A 20,832-nucleotide genomic window follows, 5' to 3' on the forward strand; every position below is an offset into this window, starting at 1 on the left:
TGACCATGGTGCGCCGCCCCTGCCGCCAGTTCCAGCGGCGGCACGTGACACCGGCATCATCGCACCAGATGACTTCGCCCGGTTCGGGATGCTCGGTTACCATTTCACCTTGCTCGATCGTGTCGAATGGCTCCGCTCCCTTCGCAATTAAGAGTCTCGGGACCCCCTGGTAAAGATCGAGATCCTCCCCGCCAATCGGAACGCCATACAACACGCTGACGGCATTGTAGGCATCAACAAGTGGGGAAATCCGCGGGAGAGAGCCATCTTTCCGCACCCGCTTGAGAAGCGCGGCGGCCGAGCACGGCGTTCGATTGGCTTTTGTGCCGAAAGCCTCGTAGGCAACGGCCCACGCCGCAAGATGCGCGTCCTTTTGGGCGTCATCGCGAAGCGCGGCCTGTTCCGCCGCCGCGATCGTGTCGTTCAACGCCTGTGCATCCGGCACGTCGATTTCAGCGTTCCGCACCACACTGCTGATCAGATGAAAATCCGGGTAGCGGGCCTTGATCTCGGGGTCAATCAATGTCGTGAAAGACATGGGAAGCTCTTTTCTCATGGGGAGGCTTTGCGCTGCGGGTCGTTCGGGAAATGTTTGAAGAAAGGTGCTTGTCGAGCGTCCAGATCTTCTGGCATCGGCATGGTGCATGCCGCACCATGGATAATTCCATCATTCGGCCGTGGACAAGGCCTGGTTAGAGATCGTCGATTATGTCTTGCGGGTGCTCGAGCCCGCTCGGCCGGCAACAAGCTACGCCTCCGCCAGATCCTCCATTTCATAAAAGGCAGCGGGCGCGATATGGATGTGAAGCAGTTTTCCTTGCCGCATGCATCGCTCTCGGAAATTCGTCTCGCACGAAAAATCTGCCGCCAAACTGGCCTGATCAACAGCACCAGTTGCATGGCGTATTCCCAGTCCAGTCGGCTTTGCAACGAAACGCGGTTCAGCCCAAGGATCGGTTTCCTCGCCAGCACGCCACGTCCCGCCGTTTTAGCCACCGTGTCCCGGCAACGCGTCTTGCACCTGCTTGACAACCGCTCGCAGGATCTCAACGCCCTTCTCGATTTGCCGAATGCTCAAGGCGGCATAGCCCATGACAAGCCCCACGCGATCGATGTGGCCTTCGTCCGATTGCCGCTCGTAAAGGGGCGAGATCAGGTGCAGCCCCAGGCCCGCGCCTCGGGCGGCTTCGACCAGGGTCGTTTCCCGCGATCGCGGCAGTTCGTCGAACCAAACGACGACGTGCAGACCGGCCTCTGCTCCCTGGACAGCGATGCGATCTCCGAAGCTGCGCCGCAAGGCGCCCAACAACGTCTCCCGACGCTCGCCGTTCAGCCTGCGCACACGCCGCACATGGCTTTCGTAGCCGCCACTCTCGAACAAACAGGCCAGAGCCTCCTGTTCAGCCACCGGCGAATGCCGGTCCGCGAATTGTTTGGCGGTAGCGAAGACCTCCTGCAATTCCGTCGGGACGACGAGGTAGCCGATACGCAGCATCGGCGAGAGCGTTTTGGAGATCGTGCCGAGGTAGATGACAGCCCCGTGGTCCTCGAGACTGTGCAGCGGAGGGACCGGATTGATGTCGTAGCGATATTCGCTGTCGTAGTCGTCCTCGATCACATAGGCATTGTTGTGCCGCGCCCATTCCAGAAGCTGATGGCGGCGCGCGATCGGCATGACGCCGCCCAGCGGAAACTGATGCGATGGCGTGACATAGGCCAGTCGTGCCCCGATCCCCGCCAGCAACTCCGTCTTCATCCCGTCCTCGTCGACGGTGACCGGGACGGGCGAGGCACCCGTACTTGCAAAGACCTGACGTGCCATCCTATAGCACGGGTCCTCGATGACGAAGCGGTCGGCGGGATCGAGAAGCAGGCGAGCGCACAGATCTAGGCCCTGCTGCGAACCGTTGACGATGATGATCTGCTCGAGGTCGCAACTCAGAGTTCGGGCGCGCCAGAGATAGCCCTGCAACGCTTGGCGCAGCCGGCGCGAGCCGCGAGGATCGTCATAGGCAAGACGCAACGGGCGCTGCGCCATCGCCTCGTTCATCGCACGTTTCCAGACCAATGCGGGGAAATCCGACGGCGCCAGGTCACCATAGCGGAAATCGACCTTTAGCGCGTTCGGCAGATAATCTGGCCAGGGCGGTGTGGCGCGCAGTCGTTCCCCATAGGCGGACAGATGAACCGGGCCGACTCGTTTCGCGACAGTGCGGCTCGTCTCAGGACCGATCAGCGAGGATGCAACGCGAGGTCGTGCGCCTTGACGGACTTCGATGAAACCTTCCGCAGCCAGTTGCTCATAGGCGACCGTCACCGTCGTTCGCGAAACCCCAAGGTCATTTGCGAGGCCTCGGGAGGACGGCAGCTGACTGCCGGTTTCGTAGACACTTCCGAGGATCTGCTCGCGAAGAGCCTCGTAGATCTGGCGTGCACCCATCGCGTGCGTGCGACCTGCAGAACCGGCACTTGAAGACTGGACCATTTCATTCATCGCCAACTGGATATTTCACATTGGCCAGTTTGCCGTCAATCTTTCGGAAACCCAAGAAAGATCTAGAGGCCGAATGACCCGTTCCTATCAATCCGAAACCGATGCTCTCACGCGGTCGCTCAACGACACCGGTCCCGGATTCGCCACTCGGGCGATCCATCATGGCTACGATCCGGCCGGCTTTTCCAATGCCGTTCAGCCGCCAGTCTTCTTGACCTCGACCTATGGATTCGAAAGCGTGGCAGCGAACGAGGCCGCCGCCGCGCTTGGCGGAAGGCTCTATGCGCGCGAATACAATCCGACGACGGAGATCCTCGAGCAACGGCTCGCCAATCTGGAAGGAGCCGAGGCAGGTTTGGTCGTTGCCTCGGGGATGGCGGCTTTCGGCACACTGATCTTGTCGCTCCTGTCCCAAGGCGATGAACTCATCGTCCACAAGACGCTTTATGCGAACACGCTTGCCATGGTCGAACAGGCGGTCCCCCGCTTCGGCATCAAGGTCGTCGCGGTCGACCTGTCCAATCCTCAAAATCTCGATGCCGCGATTACCGAGCGGACCCGGCTTGTTTTCTTCGAGACGCCGGTGAATCCGCTGAGCCGCATCCTCGACATCGCTGCCATTGCCGAGCGCGCCCACGCGCGCGGTGTAAAGGTTGCAGTCGACAGCACCTTCGCCTCCCCCGCGCTCCAGCGGCCGCTCGAACATGGGGCAGACCTCGTGCTCCACTCGCTGACCAAATACATCAATGGGCACGGCGATGCCCTTGGCGGGGCGATTCTCGGCGACGCGCAAACGCTCCGCACGCTGCACGAAACGGGCCTGCGCTACATCACCGGCGCAGCGCTCTCGCCCATGTCAGCCTTCCTGATCCTGCGCGGTCTGAAGACGCTCACGCTGCGCATGGAACGGCACAGCGCCACTGCCCTTGCGGTGGCTCAGGCGCTCGAGGCGCACCCGGCGGTGGCATGGGTGAGTTATCCCTTCCTCGACTCGCACCCTGATCAGGTGACGGCGCGAAAGCAGATGTCCCAAGGCTCGGGCATGTTGGCCTTTGGCCTCCACGCTGGGTTCGAGGGCGCGCGCCGGATGATGGACCGGCTCAATTTGATCACCCGGGCTGTCAGCCTCGGCGATGCCGACAGCCTCATCTATCATCCGGCAAGCCTGACCCGTGCTCGTCAGCCGATCCGCAAGGATGCGCATCTGGCCGATGGAGTCGGCGAGGACCTCATGCGTCTCTCGGTGGGTCTTGAAGACGCCGAGGACCTGATCGCCGACCTGCGGCGGGCTCTGGACGCCTTGTGATGACCTGTGGTCCGGCCAGTCCCGCGCTCGCGTACAAACCCGGAGCCTTGCCATGGCATTCCTGAGCGGCCTTTCCGCGTTTCCCATCACGCCCGCCGATCGTGACGGCCGCGTCGATACCGTTGCTCTGCGCAGGCTGATTGCTCGGCTTGGCGCCGCTCAGGTCGACTCCATCGGTCTTCTCGGCAGCACCGGCACCTACATGTATCTGTCGCGCGAGGAACGGCGACGGACGCTCGCCGAGACCTTGGACGAAATCGCCGGGCGAACGCCGGTCGTGGTGGGTGTGGGCGCGTTGCGCACCGATGAAGCAGTGAGGTTCGCGCAGGACGCCAAGGCCCTTGGAGTTGCCGCGGGGCTGCTTGCGGCCGCCTCCTACACCCCGCTCACTGAGGACGAGGTGTTCGAACATTTCTCGACGGTGGCGTGCGAGAGCGGCCTGCCGATCGTCGTCTACGACAATCCAGGAACGACGCATTTCCATTTCACCCCAGCACTCGTCAGCCGCCTGGCAAAGGTGGGTGGGATTGTCGCTATCAAGAATCCGACAGACAAGGGCGATGCGATCAAGAGCCATCTGGCCGACCAGAGGCGCACTGTGCCGGAAGGGTTCTCGATCGGCTACAGCGGCGACTGGAACGCTGCAGAGGCCATAATCGCCGGCGCCGACACATGGTACAGCGTCCTCGCCGGCATCCTGCCCGAGGTCTGCGTGAAGATCGTCACGGCGGCGCAACAGGGCGATGCGGCCGAAGCGCGACGGATCGATGCCACGCTTGCGCCGCTCTGGAGCCTCTTCAAGGAGTTCTCGAGCCTTCGCGTCGTCTATGCACTTGCCGAATTGCTCGACATTTGCCGTGCCGACCCCCCGCGTCCCATCCTGCCTCTGCCCTCAGCAGCGAAGCGCCAGATCGCCGCCGCGTTGGAACGCTTGCCATCGGATGTCAGCCGGTCAACAGCGAACCCGGCGGCCAGTGAAGGAACCTGTCATGTATGTACCCGCGCATTTCGATGAACCGAGCCGAGAAGTCCTTTACGAACTGATCGAGAACAGCGCACTTGGCATGCTGATAACCCATGGCCGGAGCGGTCTCGACGCCAATCACATCCCCTTCGAACTCGACACGTCACAGGGAGAAAACGGTTCCCTTTATTCCTGCGCGATTAGTACACGTGCCGAAGGAAAGGGCACTTTCTCGCTCGAGTGACTTATTTCAAAGGATGTGATCGCGTTTTGGCACATTCACGGCCCACATGCGGCAGCCGCTAACTCACCACATGGTGAGCAACCAGGAAACCTTCCGGCCTACACTTTCTCCCGGAGCGCGCGTGCTGCAGCAACCATGTTCATGAGGGCAGGGCGGACCTCCTCCCACTTGCGGGTTTTGAGGCCACAGTCCGGGTTTACCCACAATTGGGCATCGGACAGTCGCTCGCGGGCAAGCATGACGAGATCCGAAATCTCGCCGACTTCCGGGACCCGTGGTGAGTGAATGTCGTAGACTCCGGGCCCGATTTCATTCGGATATTTGGAGCTCGTGAAGGCCTCCAGCAGTTCCATCTTCGAGCGCGTCTCAATCGAAATGACATCCGCATCCATTTCAGCGATCGCGTCGATGATCTCGTTGAACTCCGAATAGCACATGTGGGTATGGATTTGAGTCGCGTCCTTTACACCCGTTGAAGCGATCCGGAAGCATTCGACAGCCCAGTCGAGATAGTCGTTCCAATCAGACTGGCGCAGTGGCAATCCTTCGCGAAACGCGGCCTCATCGATCTGGATCATCCTTGCGCCGGACCATTCGAGATCCGTCACTTCGTCGCGGATGGCGAGCGCGATCTGGCGGCATGCTTCGGAGCGGGGTACGTCGTCGCGAACAAATGACCAGTTGAGAATGGTCACTGGGCCTGTGAGCATTCCCTTCACAGGGTTTTCCGTAAGCGACTGGGCGAATTGCCACCAGCGCACCGTCATCGGATTGCGCCTCGATACGTCGCCGAAGATAATGGGGGGACGCACGTAGCGGGACCCATAGCTTTGTACCCAGGCATGCTGGGTGAAGGCGAAGCCGGACAGTTGCTCGCCGAAATGCTGTACCATGTCGTTTCGTTCGAACTCACCGTGCACCAGCACGTCCAGCCCGATCTCTTCCTGCCAGCGAATTGCAGCCTCGATCTCCTTCTTCAGGAAGGTCTCGTAGTCGACATAGCTCAGCTGGCCCTTCGCATGAGCGGCCCGCGCCCTGCGTACCTGCCGCGTCTGCGGGAAGGACCCGATGGTCGTCGTCGGGAACGGCGGCAGCCCGAGCGTGCCGGCCTGGACTCTGGAGCGCTCGGCAAAAGCGCTCTCTCGTCGCTTCATGCTGTCGTGAATGCTGGCGATCCGTCCCTCAACAAGCGGGTCATGGATCTTCGTGGATGTCACGCGAGTGGCGGCAGCCTCGGCAGACGCTTTCAACGCGCCTGCCACCGCATCCCTGCCTTGAGTCAGGGCCCGGGCCAGCAACACCAACTCGTCGGTCTTCTGGGCCGCGAAGGCGAGCCACGACCTGATGTCCGCGTCGAGTTTGGTCTCCATGCGCAGGTCGATCGGCACGTGCAGCATCGAGCAAGAAGGCGCGATCTCGACGCGGTCCAAGGGCCAGCCGGCGACGATCGGTTTGATGCGGTCGAGAATGGCGGGCAGGTTCGCACGCCAGACGTTGCGGCCATCGATCAAGCCAAGCGAGAGCACCAGATCCTTCGGTGCGAGCCGACCCACAGTTTCCAGTTGCTCGGGATGGCGCACGAGATCAATATGCAGCCCGGCCAGGGGCAGAGAAACCGCGGTTTCGAGATTGTCTCCCAGCGGCCCGAAATAGGTAGCCAGCATGATCTTCAGCTCGGGCGCGGCTTTCGACAGCTGGCCATAGGCGAATTCGAACGCAGCTCGTTCGTTCGGGTTCAGATCGAGGACAAGCGCTGGCTCATCGATCTGCACCCAATCGGCACCCGACAGCTTCAACCTCCGCAGGAGTTGCTCGTAGACGGGCAGAAGCCGTGGTAGGAGTGCAACGGGATCCAAGCCTTCGGCAGGCGATTTCGCCAGCTTGAGGAAGGTGACCGGTCCAAGGATGACTGGGCGTGTGTGAATGCCGAGAGCTTTAGCCTCGAGGAAGTAGTCGACCGGTTTCGTCGACGAGAGGGCGAACGTCTGACCATCGTCGAGTTCCGGCACAATGTAGTGATAGTTGGTGTCAAACCACTTGGTCATTTCCATCGCGGTTACATCAGGCCCATGAGCCGCCTGCTGGTGACCAGCGTGTCGACAACCCTGGTTGCCCCGCGCCATTGCGAAGTAGATGTCAAGTGGAACCTCGCCGCTATTCCAGCCGTAACGGGATGGAACGGCGCCGACCATGGCTGCGGTGTCGAGCACATGGTCGTAGAGCGAGAAGTCGTTCGACGGGATTTTCGACACGCCGCGATCGTGCTGCTCCTCCCAGCTAGCGGCACGGAGCGCCTTCGCGGTCGTGAGAAGGTCGGCAGCGGACGATTTTCCGGACCAGTAGCTTTCAAGCGCGAATTTCAGTTCTCGCCGACGACCGAAGCGGGGCACGCCGAGCGTGGCTACAGGAATTTGCTGAGAGACAGTCATGCCAGACCCCGATGGTTGGGGCGTCGGTGACAAGGAAGGCGCTAGCAGGCCGGCACGAACGGCAGGCTGCAGCGGCCACCGAGACACCCCGCCCGTGGACGTAATTCGCCGTGGCAGGTCTCCTGGCTCGCGGGGTCATAGCCTCTACCCGTCTTCCCAAGGCTATTCGCCTCAGTGACATGAGTGGGGTTGGCTCGCCGCTAACAGTTGCGGGGGCAGCGCCGGCATCGCACCGGCTTCCCTCTTAGCTCCGCTGCGGCAGCGCCGTACGGAGAACCACGACGCGGGAGACAATTACAACAGTTCGCTTCTTTGTCAACGCCGCATAAAGAAATGTTTATGTCGTTATGTTAAACGTTGGCATGTTCCAAAGGTCGCCTCGAAAGCGAAAACTGTGGAAGCCTTGAGCGGCCGGTAAATCAAAGCAATGACGCACGGCGCCCTTGTCCAGGAGGATAGGAGTTCGTCGGCTCCCGGCGGCAAACATACCGGCAAGCGCCGTGGTGCTGCTTCCCGCATCATGCGAACGCCACCTCGGCATCGAACTTCGGCTTCGAGGTTCCGACCGCTTCGTCGGTGATCTGCTCGCGACCACATCCGGCTCAATGGCGAGGCTATTGCCCATGTGGAAACTGTTGGCCGTGATGCCCTCGGTGATACGACACAACGATTTCGGGGGGAGCACCCGAGGCCCGGCGCAGCGGCCTGTTGCGAAGTGATCGAGGCCAATGTCTCGAACTGCGTGTTCGCAGCCCACCGGCTCAAGGTAACCCGGCTCAAACCACCGGGCCAGCTCAAGTCCTGTCCAAATGGGCCTGAGCGGCAAATCGTCGTGCACGCGCACGGTTTGGCGTTCGATCTTGCGATGCGTCTTGGGCGGACAATCGCCACGGTGCAGCGCGCAGAAGCGGTTCCCCAATTGGAAGCCGAGGGCGGTGAGGGCAAGCCAGCGCCACGGGCGGAGGGGGACTTGGACCTGTTTGCCCTGCTGGACCACAAGTTCGCGACACAGGGCCTCAAGGAGAAGACCAAGAGTGATTGCGCGGGACCTCGCCAAATCATCAAAAGCAGCGGGCAGTGAAAGTTCGGCGCCGATTGACATGGAGATAGCCATCGCGGCGGACCCCCAGGCGGACCGCAAGCCGGAATACAACCGGGTGCAGGCGGCCAAGCTCGTCCACAAGATGGCGTCGGGCACATACCGGCGATGGGAGAGCGGACCGTGGAGTGCAGGAACTTCACGCCTATCCACGCTCCCGTGGACGTGTCCTGCGGCACATCGGCAGCGATATTGAGGAGGCAGTTGAGCTTCTGGTCGAGCACTCTTACCTGCCACTACCTACGCTTAACGTCATCTCGTACTGAAAACGCACCACGCAAGGTCGAGATGTAACATGCGCCCTTCGTGGATGGTTCTAAGCTTCCTCGGGCGCGGTCAATCTGTGATAACGGTCGCTTGGAACCTCCATCACCGCGACGCGATCAAGGTTGGCGTATCGCGCTTGGTAGTAACCTTCTTCCTCCACTTCGGCGAAACTACACTGGGGAACGTCAAAGGTCGCAGCTTCCAATCCGAAGAAAGTCGTAGCGGTTTCTTCATCCAAGAAGTTCCACTCATCTTCTCGGTCGTCATATGTGACGCGAACATAGGAGGCCATGCGCACGGCTTCCTGATCACCCATCTCTGCGATGATGGCATCGCATTCTTTCTTCAGCTTTCCTGAAACCTCACCCTTATCCCAGTCATCCAAAGCCCGATAGATTTCTGGATGATAATACTCTGGCATCTCCTCTACATCGTCACCGATAAGCTCAATGGTGCGGACATATTGCGGATTTATCAAGAGTATTTTGTTGTCAAGGCTCCAACAATACAGCCATGGCCTGCTTGTGTTATTTCTACGAAGATTATGAAGTTCCTTCAATTGACGTAAAATCGATTCACGCGCCTTTTCATCGATAGGATATTGGCGGTTGCCAACAGTCGTCTTGATTCTGAGCGTGCCGTATCGCGTTTCGGCATCGGCAATTGCAAACGGGCTCGTGCGCCACTCCTCGACATCAATCTTCCAGCCCAGCAGCTCCTCGACCGTGCATTTCAACGTGAGACAAAGGTCCTTGATCTGCTCGACGTTCAACTGCGTTTTGCCTGTTTCCCAACGGGCCACAGTCTGTTGCGTCGTTGCCATCTGCTCTGCCAAATCTTTTTGAGTCATGCCCAGTCGAACCCTAAGCTCTTTCATGTTCATAACTCACCTCGCGTGTTCAACACACGCATTGTGGATGAATTAATCTAACACGTCAAGCGTGTTCAAAAATCGCAGCATGTGTTTTTAGGGCGTCTTCGAGGCTCCCGCAGCCGTTCGTGACCACTTTGCGCAAGACACAGGGCTGGTACACAGCACGAATGGGCGATCAAAAATTACTGCTGAAATTCAGATAATTATTGTGGGCGAGTCTGGATCTCTCTGATCGACACGATAGTCGATCATCACCATGATCGGACCGCTTCGTGGCCGCAGGTCAAGTTGCAGCGTCGGTTCGCTGAACTTGTTGGTCGGATCCAGATTGAGCGTTTCAAAATCCGGCTGACGCAGAAGGATGCCCATCAGTCCCCCAATGACAAGAACCAGCTGGCGGACGAGCAAGGCTCCCGAAACACCTTGGACATCCGCCAGTTCGCCCCAAAGCCAGCTTCCCGCCGCCATGCCGCCGTATGTGGCCGTCTGATAGAGAGAGGGCGCGTCCAACCACCCACCGCGGCGCCGAAAGCTGCACTGTGACCTTAAACAGCGAGAATGATTGAATCCAGGCCGCACCGGCTGGCATGAGGTGAGACAGCTCAGCCCAACGTGCTCGCTCCATGCCCGAAAGAAGCAGCTGATCGCCAATACAAAGAACGCACCGCGAATGACCCATTCGTTGGAGAGAACTTCTCGGACCCGCCCGATGAGGAGCGCGCCGCAAATCGCTCCCAGGCCGAAGAAGCCGAGCATCACGCCGTAGGTGACTGCGGTCCCTTTGATCTGTTCGCGAGCGACCAACGGCAGGAGAGCCAAAATGACAACGGCGGTGAGGCCGAAAATGAAACTCCGGCACATCACCTTGAGAAGGTTCGGCGACAAGAGCACGTAACGGAAGCCCGCCGCCATCGCACTGCCGAAAGCCTCCCGCGGCAGCGCTTGTCGTGCCCGTTCGGCTTTCCATCGCAACAGCGCAGCGATCAGAGCGAAGTAGCAAAGGACGTTGAAGAGGAACGCGAAGGCCGCACCGGCTGTGGCCACGATTATGCCGCCAATCGCCGGCCCGATGCTGCTTATGAGATTGTAGCTCATGCCGTTGAGCGCAACCCCGCTTGGCAGGTGTTCGCGAGGCAGGATATCTCCCATGGAGGCTTGCCAAGAGGGATCGTGCAATGCCCAACCACAGCCGATTAGGAAGGTGAGACCCAGAAGGGTCCAGGGTGTCATTCCCCGCATAGGTCAGGAACGCCAGGAAGGCGGATACGCAGACCATCAGCAGTTGCGCAGTCAACATGATCCGGCGACGGTCAAACTTGTCCGCGAGCGCTCCCGCCGCGAGCGAGAAGATCATGTAGGGGAGGGTGGTCGATGACTGGACGAGCGCCACCATTCCATGGGAGGTGGCGATGCTCGTCATCAGCCAAGCTGCCGCCGCACCTTCCACTAGGGTGCCAAGGTTCGAAATGAGTGCAGCCGACCATAGCGAACGGAAGGTCTTGTGCTGAAAAGGAACCAGTGAAGATGTTCTCTTCGCCATTGTGGGAAGCTTCGGGATCGACCGCGGGGCTGGATTTGGTTCGCCTCACTCAACCATGGCCTCGCCATACAAGCCAAGCTGCCACAGTGGCGCGCCTGCTAACCCAGAAAACTTGGCGGCCTTAACTACCCCCTGAGGAGTGTCTCTCGACATTCCTCAGGGAACTCGACGCGAATGTCTGCAATATCCGCTAAGCGGGCAGAATTTCTGCGACAGCATTTGCTGAAACCCTACTTTACAACAGTGTGGCGCTTCCGGCCGAGCGAAAGCCGGATCGGGAGGTCTTGGGAAGATATCATTGTATCAACCTCGACAACGTTGCCGTTGATCCGCACACCTCGTCCCGAGATCGCCCTTCGCGCTTCCCCTTTGGAGGAGGTCAATCCGGCGCGTACCAGCAAATCCACAAGGGCTACTCCGGCCAACCCCTCGGCGTCATTTAGATGAAGCGTCGGTAGCCCCTCTGCGGCTTCGCCCTGCCCAAATGCTTGGCTAGCCGTGGCCTCCGCCTGTTTGGCGGCGTTAGTTCCATGTGCCAGGGCCGTAGCTTCGTTGGCGAGACGTTCTTTGACGGCGTTTAGCTCGCTTCCTTCAGCCTGTCCAAATCGCTCGATCTCGTTCATCGGCAGATCGGTGAAAAGCTTCAGAAACCGAACGACATCAGCGTCTTCCGTGTTACGCCAGAATTGCCAGTAATCGTATGGCGAAAGGCGATCTTCGTTGAGCCACACAGCTCCGGCAGCCGTCTTACCCATCTTGACACCTGAAGGAGTCTTCAGAAGCGGCGTAGTCACTCCGAAGACTTCCTTTCCATCCGTCCGCCGTATCAAGTCGATGCCATTGATGATGTTCCCCCACTGGTCGGCTCCACCCATCTGCAAACGGCAACCGGTCCGGCGGGTTAGCTCAAGGAAGTCGAACGCTTGGAGGATCATGTAGTTGAATTCTAAGAAGCTCAGATTCTCCTGCTTTTCCAGCCGCGACTTCACACTGTCGAAAGAGAGCATCCGATTGACGGAGAAATGCCTGCCGACGTCTCTCAGCATGTCGATCCAACGAATGCTGTCCAGCCAGTCGGCATTGTTCACCATCACGGCATCCGTCGGGCCGTCTCCGAAGACAAGGAGACGGCCAAAGACCTTTCTGATCCCTTCAATGTTGGCGGCGATCCGCTCGTCCGTCAGCATCGGCCGCGCGTCCGAACGGAAGCTGGGATCGCCGATGCGGGTGGTCCCACCCCCAATGAGAACGATGGGTTTATGGCCAGTCTGCTGAAGATGACGAAGCGCCATGATCAGAAGAAGATGGCCGACATGAAGACTGTCAGCCGTCGCATCGAAACCAGCGTAAGCGGGTACGATGCCTGCTTCAAAGGCGGCATCGACACCCGGCAGGTCGGTCCCTTGATTTACATAGCCGCGCTCAATGAGCGTCTTCAAAGCCGCCGAACATGGTTTGGAATGACCGGTTGATAAATCGGGAAGTGCCATAGGGAATCCTCCTGGTATTGCCGCCAGGGGGTCCTCTCAATGAACAAAGCCGCCTGACGGCGGCTTGTTTCAAGGCATGATCGAAACGCGCCGCTCCTTATGGAAGCGTCGCATAATAGATTGCAGCGATGAGCGCGGACTTGATCATGTGCCGATGCATAAAGGACTTTATCCGCACCTGCAAGCAATCTGAAATGGCTACTTCGGGGAGCTGCCGAGCCTCTGTCGCGACGATTTTGCAACTGACTTTTGCACCGTCGCAGAACTCAACTTTTGCGACAACATTTCCTGCTTCCCGCTTTCCTTCTGATGTCGAGCCCAGCGCGCTTCACCTGCGCTTCGCTGCAGCCGGTCAGCTTTGCCGTCCTGCTGATACTGTTGCCGCCAGACCGGAAGACAATAATGCGTTCGTGTGTCACCAAGTCAGCTTGGCCTCCGGCGGGGCGGCTTATCCGGATGACTGCACGCGATCAGTTGCTGGTTCAAGACAGGGAAGAAGGCCTGCATCGCCTTTGCCGATGTTCAAGGTCAGTTCAATGTGGGTAATTTTCCGACGCCGTATTGCGCCACCGGCAAAAACGGCGTGAATCCTGAAACCTACGCCTGCAATTGGTGTGAAGCAGGCGAAAAGGGCTGCAGTGGCGGCGATTTCATCGAGGAAGGTTTGCGGCGGCGGCAGCGACACCGTTTTCTCGCGTCAGCAAATCCCGCCAAACCATTACCACCCCAATTGCGACCACGATATTCAGGGGCCGTACCGGAACCACGAGGGTCCTTACCAGGCGTGTCTCGCCACGCAAACCACCACCCACAATGGCATGGTGTTTGGCCTTAGAGCCTGACCCGAAACTCGGTTTTGGGGGTGGAAGCGGTTGAGTGGCCCCGTCCGTTGTGATTCGCTTGAGTTGTCTAGACTTGAACGGGATAACGACATGGGTTGGACGGAGACCACCCGCCGGCGATATTGCCGCGCGGGGCAGCGAGATGCAAACGCGTTGACGGACAGGGAATGGGCGTTGCTCGAGCCGTTCCTGCCGGGAACGAAGACAACGGGACGACCGCGGACGACAGAACTTCGGGCGGTCGTGGACGTGCTCCTCTACATCGCCTGGACCGGCTGCCAATGGCGGGCATTGCCGGATCGGTTCCCGCCGGTCTCGACGGTTCAACGCTAGTTCTATGCCTGGCGGGACAACGGGCTGTGGAAGACCATCAACTTGCACTTGGTGGCTGCGGCACACCTGGCGCTTGGTCGCGAGGCGAGCCCGAGCGCCGGTGTCATCGACAGCCAATCGGCAAAGACCACGGACGTTGCCGGTTTGCGCGGTAACGACGTCGGCAAGAAGGTCAAAGGCCGCAAGCGCCATATCATTACTGCCACCGAGGGACACTTGGTCGGGCTGACGGTGCACACGGCCGACATCCAGGAAGGCAGTCGGCGTCATCGCCTCCATTCGACGGCTTTCTCCCTGGTTGCGGCATCTGTTCGCCGACGGCGGCTATGCCGGAGAAAAACTGTCGCAGGCACTGGCCAATCTCGGCACATGGACCATCGAAATCATCAAGCGCTCCGACGCGGCCAAGGGCTTTGAGGTGCTGCCACGACGATGGGTCCTCGAGCGAACTTTCGCCTGGCTGGGACGTTGTCGCCGGCTCGCCAAAGACTTCGAGGCGACCATCGCCAGCGCCGAGGCATGGATCTTCATCGCCTCGATCCGCCTCATGCTTCGCCGCATGGCAGCTCCACGTCGTGCGTCGAGTTTCGAGTCAGGCTCTTACAGGCATGCGCAGGACGCGCGAAGCCGCTCAAATCTCCCCAGATGGGTCAGCCATCGAAGACCGGCATCACTTGCCCGTTGAGCGGCTATACGATAATGCTCCGCGCTAAGCAGCAAGCGCCAAAAATTCGAGCGGCGACTTCATTCTCCTATTCAGGAAGGAACTATGAGGCGGCAGACGCGACCATTCACCGTGGAAGTCAAACAAAAGCGCAATTATCAAAAATCCGCACGTTCCATCTGGGGCAATTTCGACATCGCCGCGGCGATGGCCGAGACAACAAAGGAAGTCGAGCCGTTAAATCGTCAGCTTGTTGACTCTACTGTAGTGGCCCTTGATGCTGAACCTTTGCAAAAACCGCGAGTGGAGCATTTCATGGCCAATCCCCTGGAAACCGAGTCGGCAGTAGTTCCTAGCGCACCGGCAGACAAAGCGGAAACGCCAAAACCGAAGACGAGAGCGCGGCGGTCGAGGAAGCCAGAAGCTGAGGCGAGCGCGCCTGCCCGCAAGGAGGGCGCCAAGCCGATATCCGCGACCACTGAAGCACCGCCGTCAGCGCGAACAGGCCGAAAGAGCTACTCCGCGAAGGATCGTGCCCAGAAGCTGGCGCAGATCGAGACCTCGATCGGCGGCGGCGCTACTCTCAAGAGCGCGGTGAAGCAAGCCGGCATCTCGGAACAGACATATTATCTTTGGAAGAAGGCGGCGGCGCCGGCGGCGGACAGTGACGGGCTGAAGGATCTCGTCGCGCTCGAGGAAGAAAACAAGCGGCTAAAGAGCCTGCTTGCCGATCGTCTCCGCAAGGAGAATGCGGAACTGAAGAAAAGGCTCGGGCTGGATTAAGGAGGCTGGGCAGCTGGTTCTTGGCTCGCCACCTACAGCAATCCCACCTGCTCCGCCTCTCGGCGCAGATTTTGCCGTGGCCTTGGGCCGATTTGCTGGATGACCAGCCCGGCTGCCAGCGAGCCGAGATCGCCGCAATCCTTGAGGCTGCGGCCTTGCGTGTAGCCGTAGAGGAAGCCGGCGGCGTAGAGGTCGCCGGCGCCTGTCGTGTCGACCAGCTCGCGGATCCCGGTCGCCTCGATGGTGACGGTCTCGTCGCGGCGCACGATGACCGAGCCCTTTTCCGAACGGGTGACAATGGCGATCTTGCAGTCCCTGCGGATCTGCGCCAGCGCCTCGTCGAAGGACGCGGTCTGGTAGAGCGACTTGATCTCGTGGCTGTTGGCAAAGACGATATCCACGGTGCCCGAGCGCATCAGGTCGAGGAATTCGTCGCGGTAGCGGTCGACGCAGAACGAGTCCGACAATGTCATCGACACTTCGCGCCCGGCGGCATGGGCGAACTTCGCCGTCTGCCGGAACGCTTCCTTGGCGCGCGGCGGGTCCCACAGATAGCCCTCGAAATAGGTGACGGCGGCGCCCGACGCCTTGTCGGCCTCAACATCCTCCGGGCCGAGCTCGACGCAGGCGCCGAGATAGGTGTTCATCGAGCGCTCGCCGTCCGGCGTGACGAAGATCATCGAGCGCGCCGTCGGCGGTTCGCCATCGAGCGGCCTGGTGTCGAAGGCGACGCCCTGGGCATGCATGTCATGCGCGTAGATTTTGCCGAGCGCGTCGTTGGAGACCTTGCCGAAGAAAGCGGCGCGGCCGCCGAAGGAGGCGACGCCCGCCGCCGTGTTGCCGGCGCTGCCGCCGGAGGCTTCGATGGCCGGGCCCATGCGGCTGTAGAGCAGTTCGGCGCGCCTCGTGTCGATCAAATTCATCGCGCCTTTGATGATGCCGTTGGTCTCCAGGAACGCCTCGTCACACTGGGCGATGATGTCGACGATGGCATTTCCGATACAAAGCACGTCATAGTCCGGCATCAATTCATGTCTCCGCCAAAAACCCACCGGCTTTCTGCCACGCCGGGCGCGGGCGGGTCTGGCCAGTGGGAATGGGCTTTGCGCTTGCCAATCCGTTCGGCGCCAGCCCTCACGGGGCGGCAAGTCCTGCCTCGCGACGCAATTCGTCGGCCCTGTCTGTCTTCTCCCAGGTGAAATCAGGCTCTTCACGGCCGAAATGGCCATAGGTCGCGGTCTTGCGGTATATAGGGCGTAAGAGATCAAGCATCTTGATAATGCCCTTCGGTCTGAGATCGAACAACTCAAGAATGAGGCGCTCGATCCTTCTTTCCTCAACCTTCGCTGTTCCGAACGTGTTGACCATGACAGAAACCGGACTGGCCACGCCGATTGCGTAAGCAAGCTGCACCTCGCAGACGTCCGCAAGTCCGCTAGCGACGATATTCTTTGCGACATACCGGGCCGCATAGGCAGCTGAGCGGTCAACCTTGGACGGGTCCTTGCCCGAAAAGGCGCCGCCGCCGTGACGACCCATCCCACCATAGGAATCGACGATGATCTTGCGTCCAGTGAGACCGCAGTCGCCGCGCGGCCCGCCGACTACGAACCTCCCCGTCGGGTTGACCAGAATTCTGATGCCTTCCGTCTCCAGGTGGGTCGGCAGGACAGGCTTTATGATTTCCTCAATGACGCCCTCGCGGACCGTCTCTTGCGAGACCTGCTCGTCATGTTGGGTCGATACGACGATGGTATCCAGGGCGACCGGGCGCAACCCCTCATAGCGCACTGAGACTTGGGATTTCATGTCAGGACGCAACCAGCCAAGCTGTCGTGCTTTCCGGACATCTGCCTGTTGTTTCGTCAAGCGATGAGCGAGCTGGATCGGCAAAGGCATCAGAGTATCGGTTTCGCGGCATGCGTAGCCGAACATGAGGCCCTGATCTCCCGCTCCCTGTTGGAGGTCCTGCCCTCGTCCCTCGTCAACGCCCTGGCTGATGTCGGGCGACTGCTCGGTGAGTGCATGAACGACGGAGCAACGCCGGCCGTCAAAGCCGACGGCCTCGTTGTCGTATCCAATATCGAGAATCGTATCGCGCGCAACTTGGCTATAATCCACCTGCGCGTCGCTGGTAATCTCGCCAGCCAGAACGACCATCCCTGATTTTACCAACGCTTCACAGGCGACGCGCGCCTTGGGATCGGTGCGGAGGATGGCATCGAGGATGGCATCCGAGATGTTGTCGGCCAACTTGTCCGGGTGTCCCGCGCCAACCGATTCGGAAGAGAACACGAACTGCCTAGCCATGAAATGCCTCGCTTCGGGTGTTGGAGTTGTATGGGGCATTTTGCTTAGCCCACCTTACCTGTCGGTGAGGCCCGGGACCTCGAACGCAGCGCACAAGTCGGCAACGTCTCTTCGCACGCAGGCATGGAGATCTTCGTCTTCTGGCTCGCCGGAGGACGGAGTCCATGAAGCCAGCAATTTGCACGGTTTCCACATCGCGCAAGCCCATTGACGTCACTGCTGGCGCCCCCAGGCGAATTCCGCTTGTGACCTCAGGATGGCGCGGGTCCCCCGGCACCATATTAAAGTTCGTAATGATGCCTGCCTTCGCTAACCGCTCGGCATAGGCATTGCCTGATAGTGGTCGTTCGCGAAGATCAAGGATTAGCATGTGATTGTCAGTGCCCCCGGTGACCAGGTCATAACCTCGGTCCAGAAGCGCGTGGGCCAGAGCCTTGGCATTTTTGACAATCTGTTGGCCGTAACTGCGGAAGGACGGGTCTGCGGCTTCCCTCAAAGCGACAGCTAGCGCCGCGATAACATTCATATGGGGGCCGCCTTGCAGTTGAGGGAAGACAGCGCGATCTATTCGTCTGGCGAAATTGCATTTGCCCTTCGAATGATACTGCGCTTGATAACGATCTTCATTCCTTGACAAAATGAAGCCACCGCGGGGACCGCGGATCGATTTGTGGGAGGTGCTGCTGACCACGTCGCAATGGCGCACGGGATTCGGGTGCGCTCCCGCGGCAATCAGGCCGCTGATGTGCGCAATGTCGGCTACGAGATAGGAGTTCGCTTCCAGGGCGATTTCTGCCATTGCCGCGTAGTCAAAGACACGCGGGTAAGCAGTTCCGCCGACCCAAATGAGCCGCGGCCGTTCCCGCTTGGCTGTCTCGCGCAAGCGGTCATAGTCAATCTGCTGTGTCTTTTCATCTAGTCCATAGGGGACGCGTTGATAGTCAGTTCCGGAAAAGTTGATGGCCCAACCATGAGTCAGATGGCCCCCTTCCGGAAGGGGCAAGCCCATGATCTTGTCACCGGGGCTCAAAAGCGCGCGGTAGACAGCCTGATTGGCCGGCGAGCCGGAATAAGGCTGGACGTTGGCGTGTTCGCTGCCGAATAACGTGTTCAAGCGCTCAATGGCGAGGTTCTCAAGCTCATCGACGATCTCGTTTCCCGCGTAGTAGCGCGCAGCGGGGTACCTCTCGGCGTACTTGTTCATGAAAATCGAACCGGTTGCTTCCAGCACGGCCGAGGAGGCAAAGTTCTCTGAGGCGATGAGCTTAAGGGTCGTCCGCTCCTGCCGCTCCTGTCTCAGAAGCAGTTCGTGAACGCGGCAATCAACCGCGGCCAATCGAGACCGTCCGTAAGTGTCGCGCGGCGCGATGGCGCCGTCGGCGGAGTTGTACATGGTGGTTTCGCGCTCCAATTCGACTGATCTATTTCACGGTCAAGCATGCGATCCCCTTCGACGGCGCGTCTTGTGTGGCTTCGAGCCGTTGAAGGTCTCGTTTGTGATAGCCATCGCCGTGGGGCAGGAGATCAACCAACAGTTGAACCAGCCCGCCGTCCTTACCTCCTGCTTTGAGATGGTACGAGCACCACGGACGTTGTTCGTTGCAGTAAAGAAAGTCGGCTCTGGCCAGCAGCCGGACGTGTCGTACAACGTGCTCACGACGCAGACCCAGAATCTCCGCTAGCTGGCAGACAGTTAGGTCCGCATGCGCGCAAAGGCCTAGGATTCGAAGGCGATCTAGATGCGCTGCCGTCCGAAGGCGACTGACCAGTGTCAGCATTGGGCAGGACCAAGCCACTTGGAAAGCCTGGGCACTCGTCCTACTGAATTTGTCATTTCGCGTTCTCCACAGATGTTGCAGCTTTCGAACGAAATAATATGGTTGCTTGTCCACCGACCGGACAATCTCGGTGGCCGTGAAGATACTGTTTTGAGCCAATATGGCTGTGTCGAACAAACAAGATGGGCGCTGTTCTTGCCATTGCCTTTAGCCGAAATTGCACGCAGTTCGGCGGGTCGGAGAATAAGCCACGGTCCGGACTCCACTGACTCAAACGTTGCAATAAGCCTACCATTCACAGCGAACCGGAGTTGCTAAGAGTCTATGAATTTCCTTGAAGGATCTGTTGCAACGTTTGCGCAGCCCGGTCTTGCTCCCGGCTTGCAGCGGTCAATCTCGTGCAGACTGACCGTGATGCAAAGATGACAAGGAAGGTTCACTTTCAATCCGATCTTCTTCCTGGCCAAGTGGTGCGTAGTCTCATAACTGTGGCCTAGACAAAAGCTGGGCTAATCAGCGGTATGATGTCGTTAGCGTGGTTGGGCCACCAGCAGGTCGACGCCAAGATCGACACGCGCAATTTCCCGCGCTACGAGAATGTCAGTGACTGCGCGCTCTTCCTCGGGCGGTCTGGCTGCGCCGTCTAGAATCTGAATGCATCTCGCGCCGACCCGTTCAGCAATGAGCTGTTCGGCTTGCCGCATTGACGGCGAAGCAAGCTCAAGTACGTTTTCGCGCATCTCACGCGCCGCCTCGCCGACTTCCGCAAAACGCTTCTCGGCGAACTGCTCCCTGAAGAGCGCAGCGAGATCATCAAATGTTTGAACTTTGGTGGGCTTGGGTTTCGAGCAAAAATATCCAGTTGCCAGTCCAGGTTTATAGGCAAGGCTGTGCGCTTTGTCGTCTGGCAAGGGCCCAATATCCCCTGGTGAGACGAAAATGGACTGCCGTGCTACGGTTGCTCCAAATAAGAGCGGTCGAAATCGCTGATGTTTGCGATACAAGGAGCCGCATAGAAGACGTTTGACGGATAGCGCGCCTCAAACCGAAGAAGCAGTTCATGCTGACGCGACACATCCCTGCGCATCATCGCAATCCGAAAAAATGGTATCGACAAACCGGGACAATGTCCGCTCGCAACCTCAAAGGCAGTTCCTCGCTTCATCAGCTCCGGAAGCTTGTACTGGAAAAACAGCGGAACCCCTGGGAAATTGATGCGGATGTCAAAGCCAGAATGCCCCTCCTGTATGAGGTTTGGAAAGACCGGCGCGCCTACAGGTGCGGCTGACGATGACCGGATAAGGTTTTCGGTGAAGGCATACCCAAATGAGAACTCCATGTAGCCCACCTTCATTCAATTCTGCTTTCGTGCTGAAGTTTATCCTGGCTCTTTGCCTGCAGCCGAGCAGACTCTA

16 protein-coding genes, 3 pseudogenes and 1 riboswitch are annotated in these 20,832 nt (G+C 59.3%); of the genes and pseudogenes, 6 read left to right on the forward strand and 13 right to left on the reverse strand.

Features of this window, described 5'->3' with window-relative positions; genetic code table 11:
* Together NKJ17_RS31015 and pdxR are read right to left on the reverse strand one after the other, a co-directional pair.
* A partial coding sequence (locus NKJ17_RS31015) for a B3/B4 domain-containing protein (protein WP_352691528.1) occupies positions 1 to 538 on the reverse strand: 538 nt, incomplete at its 3' end.
* Between the two features lie 450 nt (positions 539 to 988).
* The gene (gene pdxR, locus NKJ17_RS31025) at positions 989 to 2,485 is read right to left on the reverse strand and encodes a MocR-like pyridoxine biosynthesis transcription factor PdxR (RefSeq protein ID WP_502906588.1); all 1,497 of its coding nucleotides are present in this window, start codon (positions 2,483 to 2,485) and stop codon (positions 989 to 991) included.
* An 82-nt stretch (positions 2,486 to 2,567) separates the two neighbouring features.
* On the opposite strand from pdxR, the gene NKJ17_RS31030 reads away from it, so the two are divergent.
* The 3 genes from NKJ17_RS31030 to NKJ17_RS31040 are packed head-to-tail and all read left to right on the forward strand — an operon-like array spanning position 2,568 to position 5,008.
* Positions 2,568 to 3,800, forward strand: a complete 1,233-nt coding sequence (locus tag NKJ17_RS31030; RefSeq protein WP_352691530.1) for a trans-sulfuration enzyme family protein — start codon at positions 2,568 to 2,570, stop codon at positions 3,798 to 3,800.
* A gap of 52 nt (positions 3,801 to 3,852) precedes the next feature.
* Positions 3,853 to 4,815: a dihydrodipicolinate synthase family protein gene (locus NKJ17_RS31035; protein WP_352691532.1), complete on the forward strand. Its 963-nt coding sequence runs from the start codon at positions 3,853 to 3,855 to the stop codon at positions 4,813 to 4,815.
* A complete protein-coding gene (locus NKJ17_RS31040; RefSeq protein WP_352691534.1) occupies positions 4,790 to 5,008 on the forward strand; it encodes an FMN-binding negative transcriptional regulator in 219 nt (72 codons plus the stop codon). The genes NKJ17_RS31035 and NKJ17_RS31040 overlap by 26 nt, the downstream gene beginning before the upstream one ends.
* A 98-nt stretch (positions 5,009 to 5,106) precedes the next feature.
* Here the strand turns inward: NKJ17_RS31040 and metE are convergent, their stop codons facing one another.
* Positions 5,107 to 7,437, reverse strand: coding sequence for a 5-methyltetrahydropteroyltriglutamate--homocysteine S-methyltransferase (metE, locus tag NKJ17_RS31045; RefSeq protein WP_352691536.1), 2,331 nt, complete (start codon positions 7,435 to 7,437; stop codon positions 5,107 to 5,109).
* A gap of 95 nt (positions 7,438 to 7,532) precedes the next feature.
* Positions 7,533 to 7,733: riboswitch (cobalamin riboswitch) on the reverse strand.
* A gap of 419 nt (positions 7,734 to 8,152) precedes the next feature.
* Here metE and NKJ17_RS31050 point away from each other — a divergent pair.
* Positions 8,153 to 8,518 (forward strand): hypothetical protein, encoded by a 366-nt coding sequence (locus NKJ17_RS31050; RefSeq protein ID WP_352691537.1) that lies wholly within the window; start codon positions 8,153 to 8,155, stop codon positions 8,516 to 8,518.
* A 334-nt stretch (positions 8,519 to 8,852) separates the two neighbouring features.
* Here NKJ17_RS31050 and NKJ17_RS31055 read toward each other — a convergent pair whose 3' ends face one another.
* From NKJ17_RS31055 to NKJ17_RS31075, 5 genes and pseudogenes are all read right to left on the reverse strand, one after another.
* A complete protein-coding gene (locus tag NKJ17_RS31055) occupies positions 8,853 to 9,686 on the reverse strand; it encodes a helix-turn-helix transcriptional regulator (protein ID WP_352691539.1) in 834 nt (277 codons plus the stop codon).
* Positions 9,687 to 10,014: 328 nt separating this feature from the next.
* Entirely contained in the window at positions 10,015 to 10,356 is a 342-nt protein-coding gene (locus tag NKJ17_RS31060; RefSeq protein WP_352691552.1) for an MFS transporter, read from the reverse strand.
* Positions 10,350 to 11,217: pseudogene (locus NKJ17_RS31065) on the reverse strand (MFS transporter); the annotation flags it as partial. The pseudogene NKJ17_RS31065 and the gene NKJ17_RS31060, both read right to left, overlap by 7 nt.
* A gap of 230 nt (positions 11,218 to 11,447) precedes the next feature.
* Positions 11,448 to 12,707, reverse strand: a complete 1,260-nt coding sequence (gene tyrS / locus NKJ17_RS31070; RefSeq protein WP_352691540.1) for a tyrosine--tRNA ligase — start codon at positions 12,705 to 12,707, stop codon at positions 11,448 to 11,450.
* A 448-nt stretch (positions 12,708 to 13,155) separates the two neighbouring features.
* Positions 13,156 to 13,392: a hypothetical protein gene (locus tag NKJ17_RS31075; protein ID WP_352691541.1), complete on the reverse strand. Its 237-nt coding sequence runs from the start codon at positions 13,390 to 13,392 to the stop codon at positions 13,156 to 13,158.
* A gap of 247 nt (positions 13,393 to 13,639) precedes the next feature.
* Between NKJ17_RS31075 and NKJ17_RS31080 the strand changes: the two are divergent.
* A pseudogene (locus tag NKJ17_RS31080) lies at positions 13,640 to 14,447 on the forward strand (IS5 family transposase); the annotation flags it as partial.
* A 204-nt stretch (positions 14,448 to 14,651) separates the two neighbouring features.
* Positions 14,652 to 15,329 carry a transposase gene (locus NKJ17_RS31085; protein WP_245274818.1) on the forward strand — a complete coding sequence of 226 codons (678 nt, stop codon included), beginning with the start codon at positions 14,652 to 14,654 and terminating at the stop codon, positions 15,327 to 15,329.
* Positions 15,330 to 15,361: 32 nt separating this feature from the next.
* On the opposite strand, the gene NKJ17_RS31090 is transcribed toward NKJ17_RS31085, so the two are convergent.
* The 5 genes and pseudogenes from NKJ17_RS31090 to NKJ17_RS31110 form a co-directional block, all read right to left on the reverse strand.
* Entirely contained in the window at positions 15,362 to 16,354 is a 993-nt protein-coding gene (locus NKJ17_RS31090; protein WP_352691543.1) for an adenosine kinase, read from the reverse strand.
* Between the two features lie 109 nt (positions 16,355 to 16,463).
* Positions 16,464 to 17,639: a methionine adenosyltransferase gene (gene metK, locus NKJ17_RS31095; protein ID WP_352691544.1), complete on the reverse strand. Its 1,176-nt coding sequence runs from the start codon at positions 17,637 to 17,639 to the stop codon at positions 16,464 to 16,466.
* Between the two features lie 54 nt (positions 17,640 to 17,693).
* Positions 17,694 to 19,032, reverse strand: a pseudogene (gene glyA / locus NKJ17_RS31100) (serine hydroxymethyltransferase).
* Positions 19,033 to 19,947: 915 nt separating this feature from the next.
* On the reverse strand, positions 19,948 to 20,328 hold the full coding sequence (locus tag NKJ17_RS31105) for a hypothetical protein (protein WP_352691545.1): 381 nt from the start codon (positions 20,326 to 20,328) through the stop codon (positions 19,948 to 19,950).
* A gap of 41 nt (positions 20,329 to 20,369) precedes the next feature.
* Entirely contained in the window at positions 20,370 to 20,771 is a 402-nt protein-coding gene (locus NKJ17_RS31110) for a hypothetical protein (protein WP_352669529.1), read from the reverse strand.
* Positions 20,772 to 20,832: the final 61 nt, after the last annotated feature.

It is taken from the genome of Mesorhizobium sp. M0208 (genome assembly GCF_040322015.1).
Lineage (GTDB): Bacteria > Pseudomonadota > Alphaproteobacteria > Rhizobiales > Rhizobiaceae > Mesorhizobium.